Source organism: Collinsella sp. AM36-4AA, from assembly GCF_003467795.1.
Lineage (GTDB): Bacteria > Actinomycetota > Coriobacteriia > Coriobacteriales > Coriobacteriaceae > Collinsella.
In genome coordinates, this window is the sequence record NZ_QSHS01000013.1 from 36,164 (window position 1) to 56,620 (window position 20,457).

Sequence of the window (20,457 nt, forward strand, 5' to 3'; positions counted from 1 at the left end):
CTCGTTTGGTACACTTAAAAGTACTGGACAAGTAAAGAGATGGGGGAGAACGTGCTCAAGTTCGGTACCTACGTCCGTGTTGGAAACGCGGCCGAAGCCTATGAGCTCTTACAGAAGAACCGCAACAACAAGATTGTGGGCGGCGGCATCTGGATGCGCCTGGGTTCGCGTCGCGTGGCGACGGCGATTGACCTTTCGGCCTGCGGACTCGATCAGATCGAGGAGACCGAGACCGAGTTTCGCATCGGTGCCATGTGCACCCTACGCCAGCTCGAGCGCCATGCCGAGCTCAACGCGCTCGTCAACAATGTCTTTGAGTTTGCCGTCCACGATATCGTGGGCGTGCAGCTGCGCAATACCGCCACGGTGGGCGGCAGCATCTACGGCCGCTTTGGCTTCTCGGACGTGCTTTCGGCTTTTTTGGCACTCGATTCATACGTTAAGCTGACAGGTGCCGGCCGCGTGCCGCTCGCCGAGTTTGTGAACATGGGCTACGTGCGCGACGTGATCGAGCATGTTGTGGTCGTTAAACACGACTACCGCGCAAGCTACGAGGCCGTGCGCAAGGCCGCGACCGACTTCCCCTCGCTGAACGTCACCGCCGCCTGGTGGGACGGCTCCTGGCACGTCACCGTGGGTGCCCGCCCGCTGCGCGCGACCCTGCTGCGGGGCGAGGCATGCGGCCTGGTGAACGAGCAGCCTTCCGAGGACGAGCTGTGCGCCCTTGCCGCATCCGTGCGTACCCTGAGCTACGGCACCAACCTGTGGGGCTCGGCCGACTACCGCCGCCGCATCTCGGCCCCGCTGGCGATTCAGGCCGTGCGCCGCGCCGCCGGCATTGAGCTTTCGGCCGCGCTTGTCCGCGAGCTCGAGGGCGTGCAGATTCCCAAGCACGCCACGGACGAGTATTCCTGCCGCCGCGTGCCCGGCGTCGATTCTAGCGAGGTGCGCTAATGGCTGCCAAACTCATCGATCTTTCTTTTACGCTCAACGGTCGCAAGGTCAAGGTTCAGATTGCCCCCGACACCATGCTCTTTGCGCTGCTGCGCGAGCAGGGCTGCGCGTCGGTACGCTGCGCCTGCGAAACCACCAACTGCGGCCTGTGCACGGTGTGGCTCGACGGCGACCCGGTGCTGAGCTGCTCGGTTCCCGCCGCGCGCGTCGAGGGCCGCTCCGTCACCACGCTCGAGGGCCTCAAGGCCGAGTCCGAGGCGCTCGCCCGCGCGATGGCTGCCGAAGGCGCCGAGCAGTGCGGTTTTTGCGCCCCCGGCCTCATCATGAACGTGCTGGCGCTCGCCCGCGCCGCCAAGGAGGACCCGACGCTCGTCGCCACGCGCGAGGAGCTCTCGCGCCAGCTCGCCGGCAATCTTTGCCGCTGCAGCGGCTACGAGAGCCAGCTGCGCGCCATCGTGCGCTTTCTCAACGAGTCCGGCGTGCGGGTGGGCTTTGAGATGCCCGAGCTGCCGGTCAACGACACCAGCTGCGACGGCGTCTCCTACAAGCAAATCACCCACAAACAGCCCAAGAAGGACTCGAAGGCCCTGCTCGAGGGCCGTCCGGTCTACACGGGCGACCTGGTGCCCGCCGGCGCCCTGATCGTCAAGCTCAAGCGCAGCCCGTATGCCCGCGCCAAGATCCGCTCCATCGACACGTCGCGCGCCCTGAAGGTGCCCGGCGTGGTGGGCGTCTATACCTACGAGGACGTGCCCAAGCGTCGCTTTACCATCGCCGGTCAGAGCTATCCGCAGCCGAGTCCCTACGACCGTCTGATCCTCGAGAACCTCGTGCGCTACCAAAACGAAGAGGTGGCGATCGTCGCCGCCGAGACCGAGGAGGCCGCCGATAAGGCGCTCAAGCTCATCAAGGTCGACTACGAGGTGCTCGAGCCCCTGCTCGACTTTACCCAGGCGCTCGATAACGACATCGTGGTCCACCCCGAGGGCGACGTGACCTTCATGTTCCCGCAGGGCGGCGACGTTCCCCGTAACCTGGTGTGCAGCGGTACCAGCGACTTTGGCGACCTGGACGAGGCCTTTGCCCAGAGCGACATCGTCTTTGAGCGCACCTACACCAGCCAGGCCACGCAGACCGCGCCCATGGAGACCTTCCGCGCCTTCGCGACGACCGACGCGTTCGGCCGCATCTCGGTGACCTCCTCCACGCAGGTGCCCTTCCACGTGCGCCGCATGGTCGCGCAGTCGCTCGACATTCCGCAGTCGCAGGTGCAGGTTATCAAGCCGCGCATCGGCGGCGGCTTTGGCTCCAAGCAGACGGGCTGCTGTGAGATCTTCGTGGCGTTCGTGACACAGCAGACCGGCCGTCCGAGCTACTGCTGCTACACCCGCGAGGAGACCATCACCGCGGGCAACTCGCGCCATCAGATGCAGATGACCGTTAAGCTGGGCGCCATGAACGACGGCACCATCACGGCCATCGACCTGCATACGCTGTCCAACGCCGGCGCGTACGGCGAGCACGCCACCACGACCATCGGCCTTTCGGGCCACAAGAGCCTGCCCATCTACAACCATGTGAAGGCGAGCCGCTTTAGGTGGGACGCCGTCTACACCAACACCAACCGCGGCGGCGCGTATCGCGGCTACGGTGCTACCCAGGGCCAGTTTGCCGTGGAGAGCGCCGTCAACGAGCTCGCCGACATGCTGCACATGGACCCTGCCGACCTGCGCCTTAAGAACATCGTGCGCGAGGGCGAGGTCATGCCGCAGTACTACAACGAGAAGCTCAACGCCTGCGCGCTCGACCGCTGCCTGCTGCGTGCGATGGACATGATCGGCTGGCGCGACAAGCCGCTGGCCGTGGACCTGGGCGACCGCGTGCGCGCCCTGGGCTGCGCGCTCACCATGCAGGGCTCGGGCATCTCCAACGTGGACATCGCCGGCATCGACATGCGCCTGGAAGAGGACGGCTTTATTACGCTTTCGACCGGCGCCACCGATAACGGCATGGGCGTCGATACGATTCTGGCGCAGATTGCCGCCGAGGAGTTGGGCGTTGAAAGCTCGCTCATTGTGGTGCGCGGCGTGGATACCGACGTGTCGCCGTTCGACGCCGGCTCGTACGCGAGCTCCGGTACCTACGTGACGGGCCTGGCAGCCAAGAACGCCGCGACCGAGCTGCGCGAGAAGATTTGCGTCAAGGCCGCCCAGATGTGGGATGTGGACGCCGCCGACGTGGTCTTTGATGGCCAGTACGTGCGCCTGTCCGACGAGCGTGCCGCGCGCGAGCAGAACCGCTACCTCACGCTGCGCGACTTTGCCAACCTATGCGTCAAGAACATCGCGGGCGGCGACGCGCTCACCTCGCATGCCTCTGCCTGCCTGCCCGTTTCGCCTCCGCCGTTTATGGCCGGCATTGCCGAGGTCGAGGTCGATAAGGCCACCGGCAAGGTGACCGTGGTGGACTACGCGGCGGCTGTGGACTGCGGCACCGTGATCAACGAGGCGCTCGCGCGCGTCCAGGCCGAGGGCGGCATTGCCCAGGGTATCGGTCATGCGCTCTACGAGATCGTCGAGCACGACGACCGTGGCCGCCTGCGCACCGGCAACTTTATGAGCTACAAGCTGCCCACGCGCCTGGATATCGGCAGCATTCGCGTGGCCTTTGAGCCGAGCTACGAGCCGACGGGTCCGTTTGGCGCCAAGTCGATCGGCGAGGTCGTCATCAACACGCCGCTCGCCGCCGTTGCCTCGGCCGTGGCACACGCCACCGGCCACCAGGTGCGCTCGCTGCCGATCACGCCCGAAAAGGCCCTGCTGGGGGAGTAGCGGGTCGGCGAACAAGTCGTAATGGGCGGGGCGGGGCAACTCGCCCCGCCTTTCGCACTCGTGGTGAGGTCGTGAGCTTGTAAAAGGTGTGCGTGCGCTTGTCGTTCGTATCTGCTATCATTCCTAGTCTGTGCGCTCATGCGGGCGTGGCGGAATTGGTAGACGCGCCAGATTTAGGTTCTGGTGGGATTCCCGTGAAGGTTCGAGTCCTTTCGCCCGCACCAACGCATCTGCGTCGGCTTCGGCCGTCGCGACTCTTTGTTGCATAAAGGTACCAGCACCTCAGATAAGCTGGGCAGTATGAGGAGGAACGTGTTGAACATCACCGCTTCTGACGTCAAGGACGCCAAGCTCACCGCTACGGTCACCATCCCGGCCGCCGACGTCGACGCCGCGATCAAGAAGGCCTACAAGGACACCGCCAAGAAGTACCGCTTCCCGGGCTTCCGTGCCGGTAAGGCTCCCCGTCCGGTCATCGACTCTGCTCTTGGCGCCGAGGCAACCCTCGCTCAGGCCACCAACGACCTGATCGCCGCCAACGAGCCCGCCGTCCTCAACGAGCTGGACATCGTCCCCACCAAGAACGGTGACTACAAGGAGCTTGACCTCGCCAAGGATCACGAGGACTACACCTACACCGTCGAGTTCTCCCTGCGTCCTGCTGCCGAGCTCTCTTCCTTCGACGCCGTCGAGATCGAGATGCCCCCTGCGGAGGTCACCGAGTCCGAGATCAACAACCAGGTCGAGATGCTCCTCAACTACCGTGCCACCTTCGAGGGCGTCGAGGGTCGCGCCGTCGAGGCCGAGGACTACGTTACCGTCGACCTCAAGGCCGTCGAGAACGCCGACAACTTCGCTGCCGAGGGCCGCATGCTCATCGCCGGTAGCGACAGCAACCCCAAGGAGTTCAACGAGGCCCTGATCGGCGCTAACGTCGACGACGTCAAGACCGTCACCTGGACCGACGAGGCCGAGGAGGGCGAGGAGGCCGAGACCCACACCGTCGAGGTCACCGTCAAAGGCATCAAGGTCCGCAACACCCCCGAGCTCACCGACGAGCTCGTTAAGTCCGACTTCGGCTTCGACAGCATCGACGCCATGCGCGACGCCATCAAGATCGAGATCGAGCAGGACAAGGCTTCCCGCCTGCCGACCGAGAAGGAGAACCGTTGCGTCTCCGCTCTCGCCGAGCGTCTGCAGCTCGACGAGATGAATGCCGACTACGAGCAGTCCGTCTTTGAGGAGCTTGGCCAGAACTTCCTGTCCAACCTCGCTGCCCGCGGCATGACCCTGGACACCTGGCTGCCCGCTTCCGGTCTGACCATGGAGCAGTTCATCGGCGACCTGCATAAGCAGGCCAACGACGTTGCCCGTGAGTCCCTGGCTCTGGACGCCCTCGCCCGCGAGCTCAAGATCGAGGTCACCGAGGACGACATCAACGCCGAGTTCGAGAAGGCCGGCGTCAAGGACGTCGAGGCTTCTAAGGCCGAGTTCATCGCCGATGGCCGCATGCCTGCCGTCCGCGAGTCCATCCGTCGCTCCAAGGCCGTCGATCACCTGGTCGAGAATGCCAAGGTGACCGAGGTCGACGAGACCGCCAAGGACGCCGAGTAATTCTCGCCACCTTGCCCGCGAGCGCATGTATGTGCCCGTGATGGGGTAAAGTTATAAGCCGGTTATCCGGTTGCTTCGTACGGTGCCAGCCAATGCATAGCATGCGGGCACCGTACGTTTGTCTAGAACCACTATTGGTCCGTAAGAGAAATGGAGATGCGTATGATCGCTAAGTTCGATTCCGCCCTCGTGCCATACGTTATCGAGCAGACGCCGCGCGGCGAGCGCAGCTACGATATCTATTCGCGCCTGCTCAACGACCGCATCATCTTCTTGGGCGAGGAGATTAACTCCGTCAGCGCCAACCTGGTCGTTGCCCAGCTACTGCATCTTGAGAGCCAGGATGCCGAGAAGGATATCTCGCTCTACATCAATTCGCCCGGTGGCGAGGTTTACTCCGGCCTGGCGATTCTTGACACCATGAACTTCATCAAGCCGCAGGTCTCCACCATCTGCGTCGGTATGGCCGCGTCCATGGCCGCCGTGCTGCTTTCGGCCGGCGCTAAGGGCAAGCGCTTCTGCCTGCCTCACTCCAAAGTCATGATTCACCAGCCCAGCGGCGGTGCCCAGGGTCAGCAGACCGAGATCGAGATCGTGGCCGAGGAGATTAAGAAGACCCGTCGCGAGCTCAACCAGATTCTGTCCGACGCCTCGGGCCAGCCCATCGAGAAGGTCCAGGCCGATACCGAGCGCGACAACTACCTGACCGCTGCCGAGGCCCTCGACTACGGCCTGATTGACCGTATCGTCACCTCTCGCGATCTCGCCGCGAAGGACGCCTAGGATGGCAGGAAACATGCAGGACAACTTTGACGAGAACGGCAACCCCATTCGCTGCTCCTTCTGCGGAAAAGAGCAGGGCCAGGTCCGTCGCCTCGTAAAGGGCCCGACCAACATCTTTATCTGTGACGAGTGCGTCGCCGCTTGCTCTGAGATCTTGGAGGAGTCGCTGGCTTCGGACTTTATGGACGCTGCCCGCAACGGCAAGCTGCCGGGCTTCCTCAACGATCACGGCCAGGCTGCTGGGCAGCCCGCCGTGGACCCCGAGGCCGAGGGCTTTGAGCTCGAGGACGACCGCCAGGTCATCACGCACGTGCCGACGCCGCACGAGATCTATGACGAGCTTTCGGCCTATGTTATGGGTCAGGAGGACGCCAAGCGCGCCATGTCGGTGGCCGTGTACAATCACTATCGCCGCGTGATCGAGGGCGGCGCCGCGTTGTCTGCCTTTGACGACGGCATGGGCTCGCAGCTTGACGATGACATGGACGAGGTGGAGCTCGCCAAGTCCAACATTTTGCTGCTCGGCCCCACCGGTACCGGCAAGACCCTGCTCGCCCAGACGCTCGCGCGCATCCTCGAGGTTCCGTTTGCCATCGCCGACGCCACCGCGCTCACCGAGGCTGGCTACGTGGGAGAGGATGTGGAGAACATCCTGCTCAAGCTCATCAACGCCGCCGATGGCGACATTGAGCGCGCTCAGGTGGGCATTATCTACGTGGACGAGATTGACAAGATCGCCCGCAAGGCCGAGAACCTCTCTATTACCCGTGATGTTTCGGGCGAGGGCGTTCAGCAGGCACTGCTTAAGATTCTTGAGGGCACGGTGGCCAGCGTTCCGCCCACCGGCGGCCGCAAGCATCCCCAGCAGGAGCTCCTGCAGATCGACACGACCAACATCCTGTTTATCTGCGGCGGTGCCTTTGTGGGTCTGGACAAGATCATTGCCGATCGCGTGGGCAACAAGGGCGTGGGCTTTAACTCCGAGATTGCCGGCCCCACCTCGGTCGACGAGAACGACCTGCTGCGTCAGGTGCTTCCGCAGGACCTTAACGCCTTTGGCATGATCCCCGAGTTCGTGGGCCGTACGCCCGTTGTCACCCAGACGCAGGCGCTCGATGAGGACGACCTGGTGTCGATCCTGACCGAGCCCAAGAACGCCGTGGTGCGCCAGTACCGCAAGATGTTCCAGCTCGAGGACGTTGAGCTTGAGTTTGAGGACGCGGCCCTGCACGAGATCGCCCGCATGGCGCTTGCCCGCAAGACCGGCGCCCGCGGCCTGCGCGCCATCTGCGAGGACGTGCTGCAGCAGACGATGTTCGACCTTCCCAGCGAGGAGGGCGTCGCCAAGGTCATCGTGACCGAAGCCTCCGTAAAGGGCGAAGAACAGCCCCAGCGCATCTATGGGTAAATAGCGCCCGTTTAGGTCCCGCGGCAACCACTGCGGGACCTGCCTTTTAGGGACAGGTTTATTTTGGTCGGTTTTATATGGGCAAACGTCATTCTGCCTGATAAAACCTGCCAAAATAAACCTGTCCCTTTTTGGTAGGTATGCCTGTGCTATTCTGTGAGATTGTTTAGCTAGTATCTTCAGACTGAAGTAATCGATACCTAAGGCGTGTCCGCCTGCTTGGTTTTCGTAGATTCCGCACGAGCCGAAGGCCACTTAATGTGGCCTTCGTGCGAGCCAGGACTTGACCGAGCGAAAACCAAGCAGGCGGACACGCCGGCGGGACAGGGAGAGATATATGGAAGAAATGCCCAAGAACTACGATCCGTCGACCAACGAGCCGGCGATCCTGCAGAAGTGGCTCGACGGCGGCTACTACAAGCGCCGTGAGGGCGTGGGCGACTGCACCGTCACCATTCCGCCTCCCAACGTGACCGGCAAGCTCCATATGGGTCACGCTACTGACGACTCCATCCAGGACGCCATCATCCGTATGGCCCGCATGCGCGGCAAGTCCACGCGCTGGGTGCTGGGCACCGATCACGCCGGTATCGCCACGCAGACCAAGGTCGACAAGAAGCTCAAGAGCGAGGGCATCAGCCGCCTGGAGATCGGTCGCGATAAGTTTGTCGACGCCTGCTGGGACTGGACCCACGAGTACGGCGGCATCATCGTCGAGCAGATCAAGCGCATGGGCTGCTCCGTCGACTTTGATAACGAGCGCTTTACCATGGACGAGGACTACGCGCAGGCCGTGCGCAAGGTCTTTTGCGACTGGTACCACGACGGTCTGATCTACCGCGGCAAGCGCATCGTCAACTGGTGCCCCAACTGCACCACCGCCATTTCGGACGATGAGGCCGAGTATAAGGACGAGAAGGGTCACCTGTGGCACCTGCGCTACCCGCTGACCGAGCCGGTTAACGGCCAGGACTACATCGTCGTCGCCACCACGCGCCCCGAGACCATGCTCGGCGACACGGGCGTCGCCGTCTCCCCGAAGGATCCCGAGAAGGCCGCCTTCGTGGGTAAGACCGTCAAGCTCCCCATCGTCGACCGCGAGATTCCCATCTTTGAGGATTGGCACGTCGATGCCAACTTTGGCTCCGGCTTCGTCAAGGTCACCCCCGCCCACGACCCCAACGACTACGCCATGGGTCAGGCCCACGACCTGCCGCAGATCAATATCTTCGACGAGCACGCGGTGGTCGTCGAGGGTTACGGCGAGTTCACCGGCATGAACCGCGAGGAGTGCCGCGAGGCCGTCATCAAGTGGTTTGAGGAGCACGGCCTGCTCGATCACGTCGAGGACCTCGACCACTCCGTCATGCACTGCTACCGTTGCGACTCCGCGCTGGAGCCGTGGCTGTCCGAGCAGTGGTTTGTGGCCGTCGACAAGCTCAAGGGACCGGCGCTCGACGCCGTCAACTCCGGCAAGGTCACTTTCCACCCCGCGCGCTGGACGCAGACCTACACCACCTGGATGGAAAACCTCAAGGACTGGTGCATCTCGCGCCAGCTGTGGTGGGGCCATCGCATTCCCGTGTTCTACTGCGAGGACTGCGGCTGGGAGGACGCCCTCACCGAGGACACCGATGTGTGTCCCAAGTGCGGCGGCCATCACGTGCATCAGGACGAGAACGTGCTGGACACCTGGTTCAGCTCGCAGCTGTGGACCTTCGCCACGCAGGGCTGGCCGCAAAAGCCGGAGCTGCTCGAGGGCCATCACCCCACGACGGCGCTCGTCACCGCACGCGACATCATCGCGCTGTGGGTCGCCCGCATGGTCATGAGTTCGCTGTATTTCTTGGACGAGGTGCCGTTTAAGGACGTCGTCATATACCCGACGATCTTGGCCAAGGACGGCAGCCGCATGTCCAAGTCCAAGGGCAACGGCGTTGACCCCATGGACCTCATTGGCATGTACGGCGCCGACGCCATGCGCTTCAACTTGCTCACGCTGTGCACCAACAACCAGGACGTCAAGTTTGACGCGAACATCGACAAGAAGACCAAGAAGCTCATCGACAGCCCGCGTACCGACCAGGCCAAGAGCTTTGTGACCAAGATCTGGAACGCCAGCCGCTTCCTGCTCATGAACATGGAGGGCTACACGCCCGGCGAGCCTGTCGTGGAGACGCCGGCCGACGCTTGGATGTTCAGCCGCCTGGCCAAGGCCGTGAAGATGGTCACCGAGGGTATTGAGAACTACACCTTTGGCGACATGGCCCGCGGCCTGCAGCAGTTCTTCTGGAACGAGGTCTGCGACTGGTACGTCGAGGTCACCAAGGCCCGTCTGAAGGGCGAGGGCCGTCTACAGGCGCAGCGCAACCTGATCTTTGTGCTCGACACCTCCATTCGCCTGATGCACCCGCTTATGCCGTTTGTCACCGAGGAGATTTGGGACAACATGCCGGCGAGCGTGCTCGACCTGGACGCCGAGGGCAACGTGAACCGCGCCGAGGCGCTCATGATCGCCAAGTGGCCCGAGCCCGCCGACTACGCCAAGTACGTCGACGAGCCCGCCGAGCGCGCGTTTGAGCTGTGCCGTGCCGTCGTTTCCGCCGCCCGTGCCACCCGTTCGCGTTATCGCTTAAGCCCCAAGGCGGAGCTCGACGTGGTCGTGCGCGCCGGTGCCGAGGACATCGAGAAGCTCGAGAGCCTGCGCTCCACGATTGAGCCGCTGGCGAACACCGCTTCGCTGGTCATGGGCACCGATGTTGAGAAGCCGGCTGCGAGCATTGCCGTGGTCGATAGCGGTGTCGAGGTCTTTGTGGTGCTCGAGGGCAAGGTTGACCTTTCGGCCGAGAAGGCACGCCTGGAGAAGGAGATCGCCGCGGCCCAGAAGGAGCTTGCTGGCTGCGAGAAGACCCTTGCCAACGAGGGCTTTGTGGCCAAGGCCGCACCCGCGGTGGTCCAGAAGAAGAGGGACCGTGCAGCTGAGCTCAAGGAGATCCTGGCGGCGCTGACTGCTCAGGTTGCTGACTTCTCGTAGGCGTTACTGGGGGACGCGGTTTTGGGGCTTTACTCGCTACTGCGGACAGTCCTGCTCGCACGAAGGCCACATTAAGTGGCCTTCGGCTCGTGCGGAACTTGTATCGAGCAAAGCCCCAAACCGCTCCCATAGCGGTTACGTGGTTGTTTGCAGCTGGTGGGTTAGGGCCACTTGGTTGTGGCCTTTAGCTCGCTGCAAAGCGGTGTTTGGCTGATATTTTGAATGGGATGGGCTCGTTGTTTATTACGGGCCTCTTTTTATGTAATGGGGGACTTTGGGTTATGGCTAAGCGTTCTGGGTCGTATGTCGTTCCTTTCTCGTTTGAGTTGCTTTCGTTTGATGAGGCTGTTGGGCTGGCTGCCGATGCGGGGCGGATTTCTGGGGATGCTGGTCCTCTGCTTGAGACAGTTGTCGATATGCTTGATGAGCTGGGACGTCCGGACGAGTATTTCGATTGCATTCAGGTCGCCGGTACCAATGGCAAGACTTCGACTACGCGTTTTTCGGCTGCTATTCTTCATGGTGAGGGGCTCAAGACCGCGCTGTATACGTCGCCACAGCTGGTACGCTATCCCGAGCGCATGGAAGTCGATGGATGCGTCGTGAGCGATGAGGCATTCGCCCGTGGCGTTTCGGCCGCTGTTGAGGCGGGGCATCGAGTGAATGCCCGTCGTGTGGCGGCGGGGGAGCGCGCCTATACCATCACGCCGTTTGACCTTTTGACGGCTGCTGCACTTGTGGTGTTTGCCGAGGCCGCGGTGGATGTTGCCGTGCTCGAGGTTGGCATGGGCGGGCGTTGGGACGCCACGAGCGCGACCGATCCCGTTGCCGTTGCCATTACGGGCATTGGGCTCGATCACACACGTATTTTGGGCGATACGCTCGAGGCCATTGCGGGGGAGAAGGCTGCGGTCATTAAGCCCGGACGCCTGGTTGTACTGGGCGAGGGCACGCATGAGGCGAGCGTTCAGCGCGTGATGGATGCCCGTTGTCGCGAGTGCGGCGTCGTGCCGCTGGTGGTGAACCATGCCACGACCAAGGTGCCGGCGCATGTGGGCGATACGGTTGAGTTTAGCTGCACTACGCCGCGTGCGATTTATACGTCGAGCATGGTCAAGCCGGCGTATCAGCCGCAGAATGCTGCGTGCGCGATTATGCTTTGCGAGGGGTATCTGGCTCGCGAGCTCGATCATGACAAGCTCGATGTGTCGCTTGTGGGCTGCCCCACGCCGGGCCGATTTGATGTGCTGGGAACTGATCCGCTCAAGCTGATCGACGCCTGCCATAACCCTCAGAGCTGCGAGAACTTTGTGAGCGCGCTGGACGAGATCGATCCGTGCGTAGAGAATCGCCCCACGCTGCTGTGCGCTGCGCTGGCCGACAAGGACGTGGCGGGTATCGTTGACCTTTTGGTTCCGGCGTTCCCCCGTGTGGTCGTGACACAGACCGATTCCGATCGCGCCCTGCCGGCGGAGGAGCTCGCCGGCCTCGTTGATGCCGATAAGCTCGCGGGCGTATACCCGAGCGTGCCCGAGGCCCTCGCTGCCTTCGATGCCGCGGGCGAGTCCTTCGTTGCCGCCGGTACCATCACCCTAGCCGGCGAAGTAGCAGGCCTGTTGCGCTAACCCATCCCCTCATCAGTTGCGGTGAAATACGGACTGTTTTACAAGCCAGAAGCCTCAAACGGTCCGTATATCACTGCAGCTCAAAAGCAGTCAATTTGGGACGGGGCTTTTTGGCTGCCCTGTGCCCCGAGTTGACTCGCTTGCCACGAAATGGGCCTATCTACTACGTTTTAGCGAATACCCCCGACCACACCGAGAATTGCAAAATTAAAACCGCAGGTAGACGGCTTGCGGATTTTGCGAAAACGCGGGTATGGTCGCCCTATGCGGGTTAAACGTAGTAGATAGGCCGTTTTTGTGGCGCGGTATTGGTGGGATGCGGCAAAGGGACAGCGCCTTTGCCGCATTGCCTAGTCCAGACGGACCGGATCGTGGGGGTAGGCGTTGAGAATCTCGACGCCGTTCTCGGTCACCAGGGCCAGGTCCTCGATGCGGACGCCGGTGCGGCCGGGGAGGTAGATGCCCGGTTCGATGGAGAACGTCATGCCAGGCTCTACGACCTGCTCGTTGACGAGCGAGACGTCGCCCGGCTCGTGGTCCTGCAGACCAATCGAGTGGCCCAGGCGATGTGTGAAGTATTTGCCATAGCCTGCGTCCTCAATCACGTCGCGCGCGGCACGGTCCAGGTCGCACATGCGCACGCCCGGTGCGATGAGTGCTTCGGCGGCCTCGTTGGCACGGCGTACGATATCGTAGATGTGTGTTGTCTCCTCGTCCGGCTCGCCCCAAAAGAACGTGCGCGTCATGTCCGAGCAGTAGTTGCGATGCCGTCCGCCAATGTCGAACAGCACCACGTCGCCACGCTTGAGCACGGTATCGTCGGGTTCGTGATGCGGGTCGCCGGCGTTGGCACCAAAGCTCACGATCGGCGGAAAGCTAAAGCCCTCGCAGCCGTGCTTGCGATACAGGCCGAGCATTTGGTCAGCAATTTCGCGTTCCGTCACACCCCCGTGGACGAGCTTAATCGCGTCGGCCATCACGGCGTCGTTGGCGGCAGAGGACACGCGCATGAGCTCCTGTTCGGCGGCGTCTTTGTAGGTGCGCGCGGCAGTGACGGCAAAGTCACCCAGGAAAAACTCGCTTGCGGCGTGGCGCTCCATGAGCGGCATCAAAAAGCCGGAGCGCATGACGGTGTCGATGCCGAGCGGTTTGGTCGGATCGACCTCGCGAGCGATGGCGTCGGCCACGACATCGGTATCGGTGTGATAGGCGACGCGGGCATTGTCGTACTCGGGCAGTTGATGCAGTGCGTTGACCAGGATCACCGGCTCGGCATCGCGCACGAGCAGCACGCCGCAAAAACGCTCGAACATATCGGCATAAAAGCCGGTCAGGTAATAGATCGACCATGGGTCGTTTACGAGCAGCTGTGCGCCGGGGTGCTGAGCCTCGAGCGCATCGAGCACGCGCGCCACACGCTGGTCATCGACATGTGCCATGAAACATCCTTTCGCTAGGTTGCCACCATGGTATCCCCAATGCCAGGGTAGTCAATTTGCGACGGGCTATTTTAGCTGCGTCCAACATGCGGAATGATAGGTAAAAGTAGCCATAAGAGGTCCGTCCCAAATGGGCTGGTTTCAAAACTATGGCGGATTACGGGGCTGGACCTGTATTGCTTGACCATGGGAAAAATTGCGAAATTAAAACCGCAGGTAGACGGCTTATCAAAAATCGAAAAATGCCTGTATGGATGGGGGTCTCCGAATCAGCCCCGTAAACCGGGGTAGTTTTGAAATGGCACAAATCCGATAGCAGCCAAGAGGGCGCTTTTGCAACCGAAAAGAAGGGAGCGGGGTAGCTAAAAGTGCCCCGTCCCAAATTTGCTTCTTAGGCTGGGTCGATGTCCATACTGGCGACTAGGTCAATGTTGGTGTCGAGAAGATCTTCCAGCACGACGTCGCCCATGCGGATGGGGGCGTTGACGACTAGGCCTCGGATGAGGTTCATGGCTTGGGCGTGGAGTTCTAGCGGGATGGCTTCGGCCGTGCGGACGGGGAGTAGGGCTTCGTCGCCGCCGGAGACGGCCACGGTCGTTGTGAGCACGCGCATGGGGCAGGTGAGCTCCTGATGTGCGAACGTATCGCCGCGCGGGCAGTTGTTACCGGTTACGGAGCGCACTTCCACCACGGTGCCATTGGCGTCGTGCTCCACCTCTACGGTCAGGAGGCACTCGGATGGGCAGGTGGTGCAGTTGAACTGCAGCGTCTCGGTCACATTCGTACTCATGAGCTATGCCTCCTCAACGGGATCGACGGACAGGACGATTTCGCTGGCACCCAGGTCGAGTGCGCGTTGAATCACCTTAGCCGGCAGCGGGAAGCTTTCCATGACGCTCGGTTTAAACGCGCGGACTTTGCCCGCAAACACTTCTTCGCCGTTGGCCAAGATGCGTACTCGAGCGGTATCGACCGGCCGGCGTACGCGGAAGTTGAGCTTGGTGAGCGCCACAGCCGTAATGCGTCCCGGCAGCGCGTAGCCCGCAATGCCGGCAGGGGAGACCGTGAGCTCGCAGCTCGTGTCCGCGACCGCGTTCGTTTCGGCCCCGCCAACCAGCGCGTACGCCGCCGCGGCTGCACCGGCGCGCTCGGACTCGGTCGTCACGTTGTCGGCCAGGTCGTGCACGTGCAGCACGTTGCCGCAGGCAAAGATGCCTGGTACGCCCGTCTGCAGGCTCTGGTCCACCACGGCGCCTCGCGTGCGCGGGTCAAGCTCTACACCCGCGGCAACCGAAAGCTCGTTCTCGGGAATCAGGCCCACCGAGAGCAGCAGTGTGTCGCACGAAACGATGCGCTCGGTTCCCGGAATGGGTGCCAGGTGCTCATCGACCTGACTTACCTCGACGGCCTCCACGCGGTCGTGCCCGATCACGCGCGTGACCGTGGTAGACAGATGCAGCGGAATGCCAAAGTCGTCCAGACAATTTTTCACATTGCGGCGCAGGCCGTTGGCGTACGGCATGAGCTCGTACACGCCCTCGACCGAAATCCCCTCGAGCGTGCAGCGGCGCGCCATGATCAGCCCGATGTCACCCGAGCCCAAAATGACGGCGCGCGAGCCGGGTTTGAGGTTCTCGATATTGATGTATCGCTGCGCCAGGCCGGCCGTAAACACGCCGGCGGGTCGGCTGCCGGGAATCTTGATCTCGCTACGGGTGCGCTCGCGGCAACCCATGGCAAGGACGACCGCGCGCCCGGTGAGCTGCAGCATGCCGGTGGGGCTCATGAGCGTGACGGTGTGGGCCGCGGCGTCTTCCGTGGACTCGTCCGAATCAATCCCAAGCACCATGCTATTCAAGAACAGCGCGATGTCGATCGCGCGCACCTGGTCGATAAAGCGCTGTGCGTACTCGGGGCCGGTGAGCTCCTGCTTAAAGTGCGAAAGGCCAAAGCCGGGGTGGATGCACTGGCGCAGGATGCCGCCTAAGTGCTGCTCACGCTCCACGATGGCCACGCGCGCGCCGGCCTTATGCGCCGAAAGCGCGGCCGCCATGCCGGCGGGCCCGCCGCCGATAACGACCACGTCGAATGCCTGCGTCGACACCGACGCTACGGCTCCTGCCTCTGCGCGTTCGTCGCGCATATCAAGCGTCGCCATCCTAGCGCACCCCCTTCAGCGGTCCCTCAACCAGCCACGAGCCAGTGTCCTCCAGCAGCACCTCGCTGGGGTCGCAGCCCAGCTCGCGGGCTAGAATCGCCACCACGCGGCTCTGGCAAAAGCCGCTCTGGCAGCGGCCCATGCCGGCGCGGCAGCGGCGCTTGACGCCCTCGACCGAAACCGCGCCCGGGCGGCGCCTGATCGCGGCTACAATCTCGGCCTCGGGCACCGTCTCGCAGCGGCAGACAATCTGCCCCCACGCGGGGTCGGAATCAATAAGTTCTTCCTTGCGCGCAAGCGGCGCGCGGTCAAAGTCGTCCAGCGCTTGGCGAATCGGGTTCCAGTCGTCCCGTTCGCGCAGGTCCACGCCAGCATCGCGCAGGACCTGCTCCATGCGCTCGGCAATGGCCGGCGCGCTCGCCACGCCCGGCGACTGAATGCCTGCGGCCTGGAACAGCCCCGGCACCATGGCCGACTGCCCAATAAAAAAGTCGTTCGTCCCCTTAATGACGGGGCGCCCGCCGGCAAATGCACGCACCACGCGACGCGTGTCCAGATCGGGCACCAGCTTGCGCGCACCGGTCAGGAGCGCGTTGACGTCATCCGCATAGGTCTGCGTGTCGCCCGGCTCGCGCACGGCGGCGGTCGCGGTAATCACGGTGTTGCCGTGTACGGTACCCGTGACGATAACGCCCTTGGACACCGGCGTGGGCACGGGGTAGAGCGGCATGAGCGCACGCGGTTCCTTGTCCAGCACCACGATGTTGCCCTGGCGCCAGACCATCTGGAACTCCTCGGCACCGGCCATATGCGAGATGTCCGCGGCTCCGTTGCCTGCGGCGTTGATCAGGTAACGGCAGTGCACGTCTCCAGCGGGCGTTGCCAGCGTAAAGCGCACGGCCCCGTCGGTAGCCTCGCCGCCAGCAACCTCAATCGCTTCCACCGGCGCAGACCGCATAAATGTCACGCCGCTGGCGACGGCGTTCTCCAGCGCGGCAATGGCGACCTCAAAGGGATCGACAAAGCTAGTCGAGGGGCACCATAGCGCGCACGTGGCCAGGGCACTCGCGCGCGGTTCCAGCTCGTGGATGCGCTCGGGGCCGATAATCGACAGCTCGGGCACGCCGTTGGCTATGCCATTCTGGCGCAGCTTCTCCAGATGCGTGCGGTCCTCGTCGCTAAACCCCAGCACCATCGAACCGGTGCGGCGGAACAAAAAGCCGAGCTCCTGGGCCCACGTGCTATACAGCTCGCAGCCGCGGGCGTTGACCTGCGCCTTTACGGTGCCCGGGGCCGGATCGTAGCCGGCGTGCACCAGACCGCCGTTGGCCTTCGATGCGCCCAGTGCGATATCGTTTGCTGCCTCGACCACGCAAATGGATAGGTCATAACGCGCGAGCTGCCTCGCGATGGCGCACCCGGTAATGCCCGCGCCCACAATTGCGATATCAAACGCTTCTGCCACGGTGCCTCCCAGACAAGTTGACAGGCTGTCAATAAAACCATCCTACGGTCTGCGCGCCCCCAGCGCGGCGGCAATGCGGCGAACAGCCCGGCAACACCCGCCAACGGCAGGCGAGGGGAGACTCAGTAACGTCGATAACCTCGTCTGCCGCCCCTGGTGTCAGAGTTTTGTCTCGTTCTGTAACATCTGGGACTGTTTTTGCCGAGTAACTGTTACAGATTGAGACATTCGGTTTGAACGGTTTTCTTTGTCTCGATCTGTAACAGTAAGAGGGGTTTTGGAGCCCAAGATGTTACAGATCGAGATTGAAGTCGGGGAGGGACCTCTGTGTCTCGATCTGTAACATCTAGACCCGGATTCCGGTCCTAACTGTTACAGATTGAGATGTTTGTGTCCGCACCAGCCCCGCCCCTAGCCGTGGTCCCATATAAACAAACCCCGTGGTAAACTTGACCGGACTGTTAATATTCCGAAAGGTACCCGTAATGTCCAAGTACATCTCCGAGCTCATGTCGCCGCAGCTTATGGGCGTCGTCTATGCCTTCGTTGGCTTTATCATCGCCCTGTATGTGCTGTCGGTCGTCTATGTGTTCATCGACGCTCGCCGCCGCGGCGCCAGCGCCTACGTGGCGTGGGGCATCATCGCCCTCATCCCGTTTGTGGGCCTCATCGCCTACCTGGTCCTGCGCCCGCACTCCTATGCGTCCGACCGCGAGGAGCAGGAGCTGGACATGGCTCTGCGCGAGCGCCAGCTTGCCCAGTACGGCACCTGCCCGCAGTGCGGGGCGCCCATCGAGAAGGACTTCGTCGTCTGCCCGGTGTGCGATACCCAGGTTCGCAACGTGTGTCCCAGCTGCCATCGCCCGCTCGATGCGCATTGGAAGGTCTGCCCCTACTGCCGAACTCGCATCCAGTAGCGCATCCATCGCCGGGCCGGCCGCAAGCCACGGGCACGCCGCAAACCGCACGCGCGCTCCGCAGCCCCGCCCCACACGATGAAGCATGCGTAGAAAATCGCCCGCCGTGCCATTAAGGTGCGGCGGGCGCTTGTATACCAAGGCAACCTGCCTATAATGATGCAAGTCAAAAATGCCGAGCGCATCGCACGCACTTGCACCAGGCATCCGAGAGGAGAAAACATACCCATGAAGGCACTCTACAATGACGGTTCGGTGGCCGAGCTCCCGCAGGACGAGGTCACGCACGTCATCCGCCACTCCGCCGCACACATCATGGCGCAGGCCATCAAGCGCTTGTACCCCCAGGCCGACTTTGCCTACGGCCCTGCGACCGACAACGGCTTCTACTACGACGTCGACCTGCCCGAGGGCGTCAAGATCAGCGAGGACGACTTCCCCGCGATCGAGGCCGAGATGAAGAAGATCGTCAAGGAGAACCTCAAGTTCTCCGTGTACGAGAAGCCCCGCGCCGAGGCCATCGCCCTTATGGAGGAGCGCGGCGAGAAGTACAAGGTCGAGCACATCGGCGACCTGGACGACGACGCCCGCATCACCTTCTACCAGCAGGGCGACTACATCGACATGTGCGTCGGCCCCCACATCTGCTACACCAAGGCGCTCAAGGCCTTTAAGCTCACCGGCGTCTCGGGCGCCTACTGGAAGGGCGACAAGGACAACAAGATGCTCACCCGCATCAACGGCGTCGCCTTTGCCACCAAGGAAGAGCTCGACGAGCACATGCACATGCTGGAGGAGGCCAAGAAGCGCGATCACCGCAAGATCGGCCGCGAGATGGACCTCTTTATGATGCGCGACGAGGCCCCCGGCTTCCCGTTCTTCCTGCCCAACGGCATGATCCTTAAGAACACGCTGCTGGACTACTGGCGCGAGATCCACCACAAGGCCGGCTACGTGGAGATCTCCACGCCGCTCATCATGAACAAGCAGCTGTGGAAGACCTCGGGTCACTGGGACCACTACAAGGACAACATGTACTCCACCGTTATTGACGACGAAGAGTACTGCATTAAGCCCATGAACTGCCCGGGCGGCGTGCTGGTGTACGCCTCCAAGCCGCACTCCTACCGCGAGCTGCCCATTCGCGCCGGCGAGATTGGCCTGGTGCACCGTCACGAGCTGCGCGGCGCCCTGCACGGCCTGTTCCGCGTGCGCTGCTTTAACCAGGACGACGCCCACCTGTTTGTGCGTCCCGACCAGCTGACCGACGAGATCGTGGGCGTGGTCAACCTCATCGACTCCGTGTACCAGAAGTTTGGCTTTAAGTACCACGTTGAGCTTTCCACCCGCCCCGAGGACTCCATGGGTTCTGACGAGGACTGGGCTCGCGCCGAGGAGGGCCTGCGCACCGCTCTGGAGAAGCTGGGCATGGACTACGAGGTCAATGAGGGCGACGGCGCCTTCTACGGCCCCAAGATCGACTTCCACCTGGAGGACTCGCTCGGCCGTACCTGGCAGTGCGGTACCGTGCAGCTCGACTTCCAGATGCCGCTCAACTTTGACTTGGAGTACGTGGACGCCGATGGCACCAAGAAGCGCCCCATCATGCTGCATCGCGTGTGCTTTGGCTCCATCGAGCGCTTTATCGGTATTCTGATTGAGCACTTTGCGGGCAAGTTCCCCACCTGGCTGGCCCCCGTGCAGGTCAAGGCGCTTCCCGTCTCTGAGAAGAGCCGCGACTACGCCCACGAGGTGTGCGCCAAGCTGGAGGAGGCCGGCATTCGCGTGGTCTGCGATGACCGCGACGAGAAGATCGGCTACAAGATCCGCGAGGCCCGCAGCATCGACCGCGTGCCCTACATGCTCATCCTGGGCGAGAAGGAGGTCGAGGCCGGCAACATCTCCGTCCGCGATCGCTCCAACGAGACCGTTCAGATGGGTGTCGATGAGTTTGTTGCGAAGGTGACCGAGGAGATTAAGACTCGCGCCTAAGGCAAGCTTCACAACAATTAACAAAGGCGACCGTCCACACAGGGCGGTCGCCTTTTTTCCTACCAAAATTAGAAAAGCCGCTGGTTGAGCGGCTTTTTTGTTGCACAAAAAGGTACAGGTTTTTGTATCTTTCGACATAGACAATTATACGAGCAATTAATCAGCGATTGCCCAGATTACGCAAAATGTCCTGCCGGTAGATACATCTCCCTTGATTCTCATCTTCATTGCAACAGA

At 62.3% G+C, this 20,457-nt stretch carries 13 protein-coding genes and 1 tRNA gene; 10 read left to right on the forward strand and 4 right to left on the reverse strand.

Annotated elements, in window-relative coordinates; all coding sequences use genetic code 11:
• Nucleotides 1–51: 51 nt before the first annotated feature.
• The 8 genes from DW850_RS05530 (at nt 52) to DW850_RS05565 (ending at nt 12,249) form a co-directional block, all read left to right on the forward strand.
• Entirely contained in the window at nt 52–954 is a 903-nt protein-coding gene (locus DW850_RS05530) for a xanthine dehydrogenase family protein subunit M (RefSeq protein WP_199575592.1), read from the forward strand.
• Entirely contained in the window at nt 954–3,785 is a 2,832-nt protein-coding gene (locus DW850_RS05535) for a molybdopterin cofactor-binding domain-containing protein (RefSeq protein WP_117786479.1), read from the forward strand. The genes DW850_RS05530 and DW850_RS05535 overlap by 1 nt, the downstream gene beginning before the upstream one ends.
• 140 nt (nt 3,786–3,925) lie before the next feature.
• Nucleotides 3,926–4,009, forward strand: a tRNA-Leu gene (locus DW850_RS05540).
• A gap of 88 nt (nt 4,010–4,097) precedes the next feature.
• Nucleotides 4,098–5,399 carry a trigger factor gene (gene tig / locus DW850_RS05545; RefSeq protein WP_233540626.1) on the forward strand — a complete coding sequence of 434 codons (1,302 nt, stop codon included), beginning with the start codon at nt 4,098–4,100 and terminating at the stop codon, nt 5,397–5,399.
• A 162-nt stretch (nt 5,400–5,561) separates the two neighbouring features.
• Nucleotides 5,562–6,182, forward strand: a complete 621-nt coding sequence (locus DW850_RS05550) for an ATP-dependent Clp protease proteolytic subunit (protein ID WP_022095182.1) — start codon at nt 5,562–5,564, stop codon at nt 6,180–6,182.
• A 1-nt stretch (nt 6,183) separates the two neighbouring features.
• Complete coding sequence (gene clpX, locus DW850_RS05555) at nt 6,184–7,590, forward strand: ATP-dependent Clp protease ATP-binding subunit ClpX (protein ID WP_117786481.1); 1,407 nt, start codon at nt 6,184–6,186, stop codon at nt 7,588–7,590.
• A 337-nt stretch (nt 7,591–7,927) separates the two neighbouring features.
• Nucleotides 7,928–10,624 carry a valine--tRNA ligase gene (locus DW850_RS05560; protein ID WP_117637570.1) on the forward strand — a complete coding sequence of 899 codons (2,697 nt, stop codon included), beginning with the start codon at nt 7,928–7,930 and terminating at the stop codon, nt 10,622–10,624.
• A gap of 281 nt (nt 10,625–10,905) precedes the next feature.
• Nucleotides 10,906–12,249, forward strand: a complete 1,344-nt coding sequence (locus DW850_RS05565) for a folylpolyglutamate synthase/dihydrofolate synthase family protein (RefSeq protein ID WP_117786482.1) — start codon at nt 10,906–10,908, stop codon at nt 12,247–12,249.
• Between the two features lie 350 nt (nt 12,250–12,599).
• On the opposite strand, the gene DW850_RS05570 is transcribed toward DW850_RS05565, so the two are convergent.
• The 4 genes from DW850_RS05570 to DW850_RS05585 form a co-directional block, all read right to left on the reverse strand.
• Nucleotides 12,600–13,688, reverse strand: coding sequence for a Xaa-Pro peptidase family protein (locus tag DW850_RS05570; protein ID WP_117786483.1), 1,089 nt, complete (start codon nt 13,686–13,688; stop codon nt 12,600–12,602).
• Nucleotides 13,689–14,079: 391 nt separating this feature from the next.
• Nucleotides 14,080–14,478 carry a DUF1667 domain-containing protein gene (locus DW850_RS05575; RefSeq protein WP_117639243.1) on the reverse strand — a complete coding sequence of 133 codons (399 nt, stop codon included), beginning with the start codon at nt 14,476–14,478 and terminating at the stop codon, nt 14,080–14,082.
• Nucleotides 14,479–14,481: 3 nt separating this feature from the next.
• Complete coding sequence (locus DW850_RS05580) at nt 14,482–15,846, reverse strand: NAD(P)/FAD-dependent oxidoreductase (protein ID WP_117786484.1); 1,365 nt, start codon at nt 15,844–15,846, stop codon at nt 14,482–14,484.
• Nucleotide 15,847: 1 nt separating this feature from the next.
• The gene (locus DW850_RS05585; protein ID WP_117786485.1) at nt 15,848–17,311 is read right to left on the reverse strand and encodes an NAD(P)/FAD-dependent oxidoreductase; all 1,464 of its coding nucleotides are present in this window, start codon (nt 17,309–17,311) and stop codon (nt 15,848–15,850) included.
• A gap of 485 nt (nt 17,312–17,796) precedes the next feature.
• On the opposite strand from DW850_RS05585, the gene DW850_RS05590 reads away from it, so the two are divergent.
• Both DW850_RS05590 and thrS read left to right on the forward strand, forming a co-directional pair.
• Nucleotides 17,797–18,228, forward strand: a complete 432-nt coding sequence (locus DW850_RS05590) for a zinc ribbon domain-containing protein (RefSeq protein ID WP_055251579.1) — start codon at nt 17,797–17,799, stop codon at nt 18,226–18,228.
• A gap of 228 nt (nt 18,229–18,456) precedes the next feature.
• A complete protein-coding gene (gene thrS, locus DW850_RS05595; protein WP_117776318.1) occupies nt 18,457–20,220 on the forward strand; it encodes a threonine--tRNA ligase in 1,764 nt (587 codons plus the stop codon).
• Nucleotides 20,221–20,457: the final 237 nt, after the last annotated feature.

Excerpts from the sequence above, each read along its gene's own strand:
- DW850_RS05565 (WP_117786482.1), top strand. The coding sequence starts at position 10,906 with ATGGCTAAGCGTTCTGGGTCGTATGTCGTTCCTTTCTCGTTTGAGTTG.
- DW850_RS05570 (WP_117786483.1), bottom strand. The coding sequence starts at position 13,688 with ATGGCACATGTCGATGACCAGCGTGTGGCGCGCGTGCTCGATGCGCTC.
- DW850_RS05535 (WP_117786479.1), top strand. The coding sequence starts at position 954 with ATGGCTGCCAAACTCATCGATCTTTCTTTTACGCTCAACGGTCGCAAG.
- DW850_RS05580 (WP_117786484.1), bottom strand. The coding sequence starts at position 15,846 with ATGGCGACGCTTGATATGCGCGACGAACGCGCAGAGGCAGGAGCCGTA.
- DW850_RS05560 (WP_117637570.1), top strand. The coding sequence starts at position 7,928 with ATGGAAGAAATGCCCAAGAACTACGATCCGTCGACCAACGAGCCGGCG.
- DW850_RS05590 (WP_055251579.1), top strand. The coding sequence starts at position 17,797 with ATGTCCAAGTACATCTCCGAGCTCATGTCGCCGCAGCTTATGGGCGTC.
- DW850_RS05550 (WP_022095182.1), top strand. The coding sequence starts at position 5,562 with ATGATCGCTAAGTTCGATTCCGCCCTCGTGCCATACGTTATCGAGCAG.
- thrS (WP_117776318.1), top strand. The coding sequence starts at position 18,457 with ATGAAGGCACTCTACAATGACGGTTCGGTGGCCGAGCTCCCGCAGGAC.
- DW850_RS05575 (WP_117639243.1), bottom strand. The coding sequence starts at position 14,478 with ATGAGTACGAATGTGACCGAGACGCTGCAGTTCAACTGCACCACCTGC.
- clpX (WP_117786481.1), top strand. The coding sequence starts at position 6,184 with ATGGCAGGAAACATGCAGGACAACTTTGACGAGAACGGCAACCCCATT.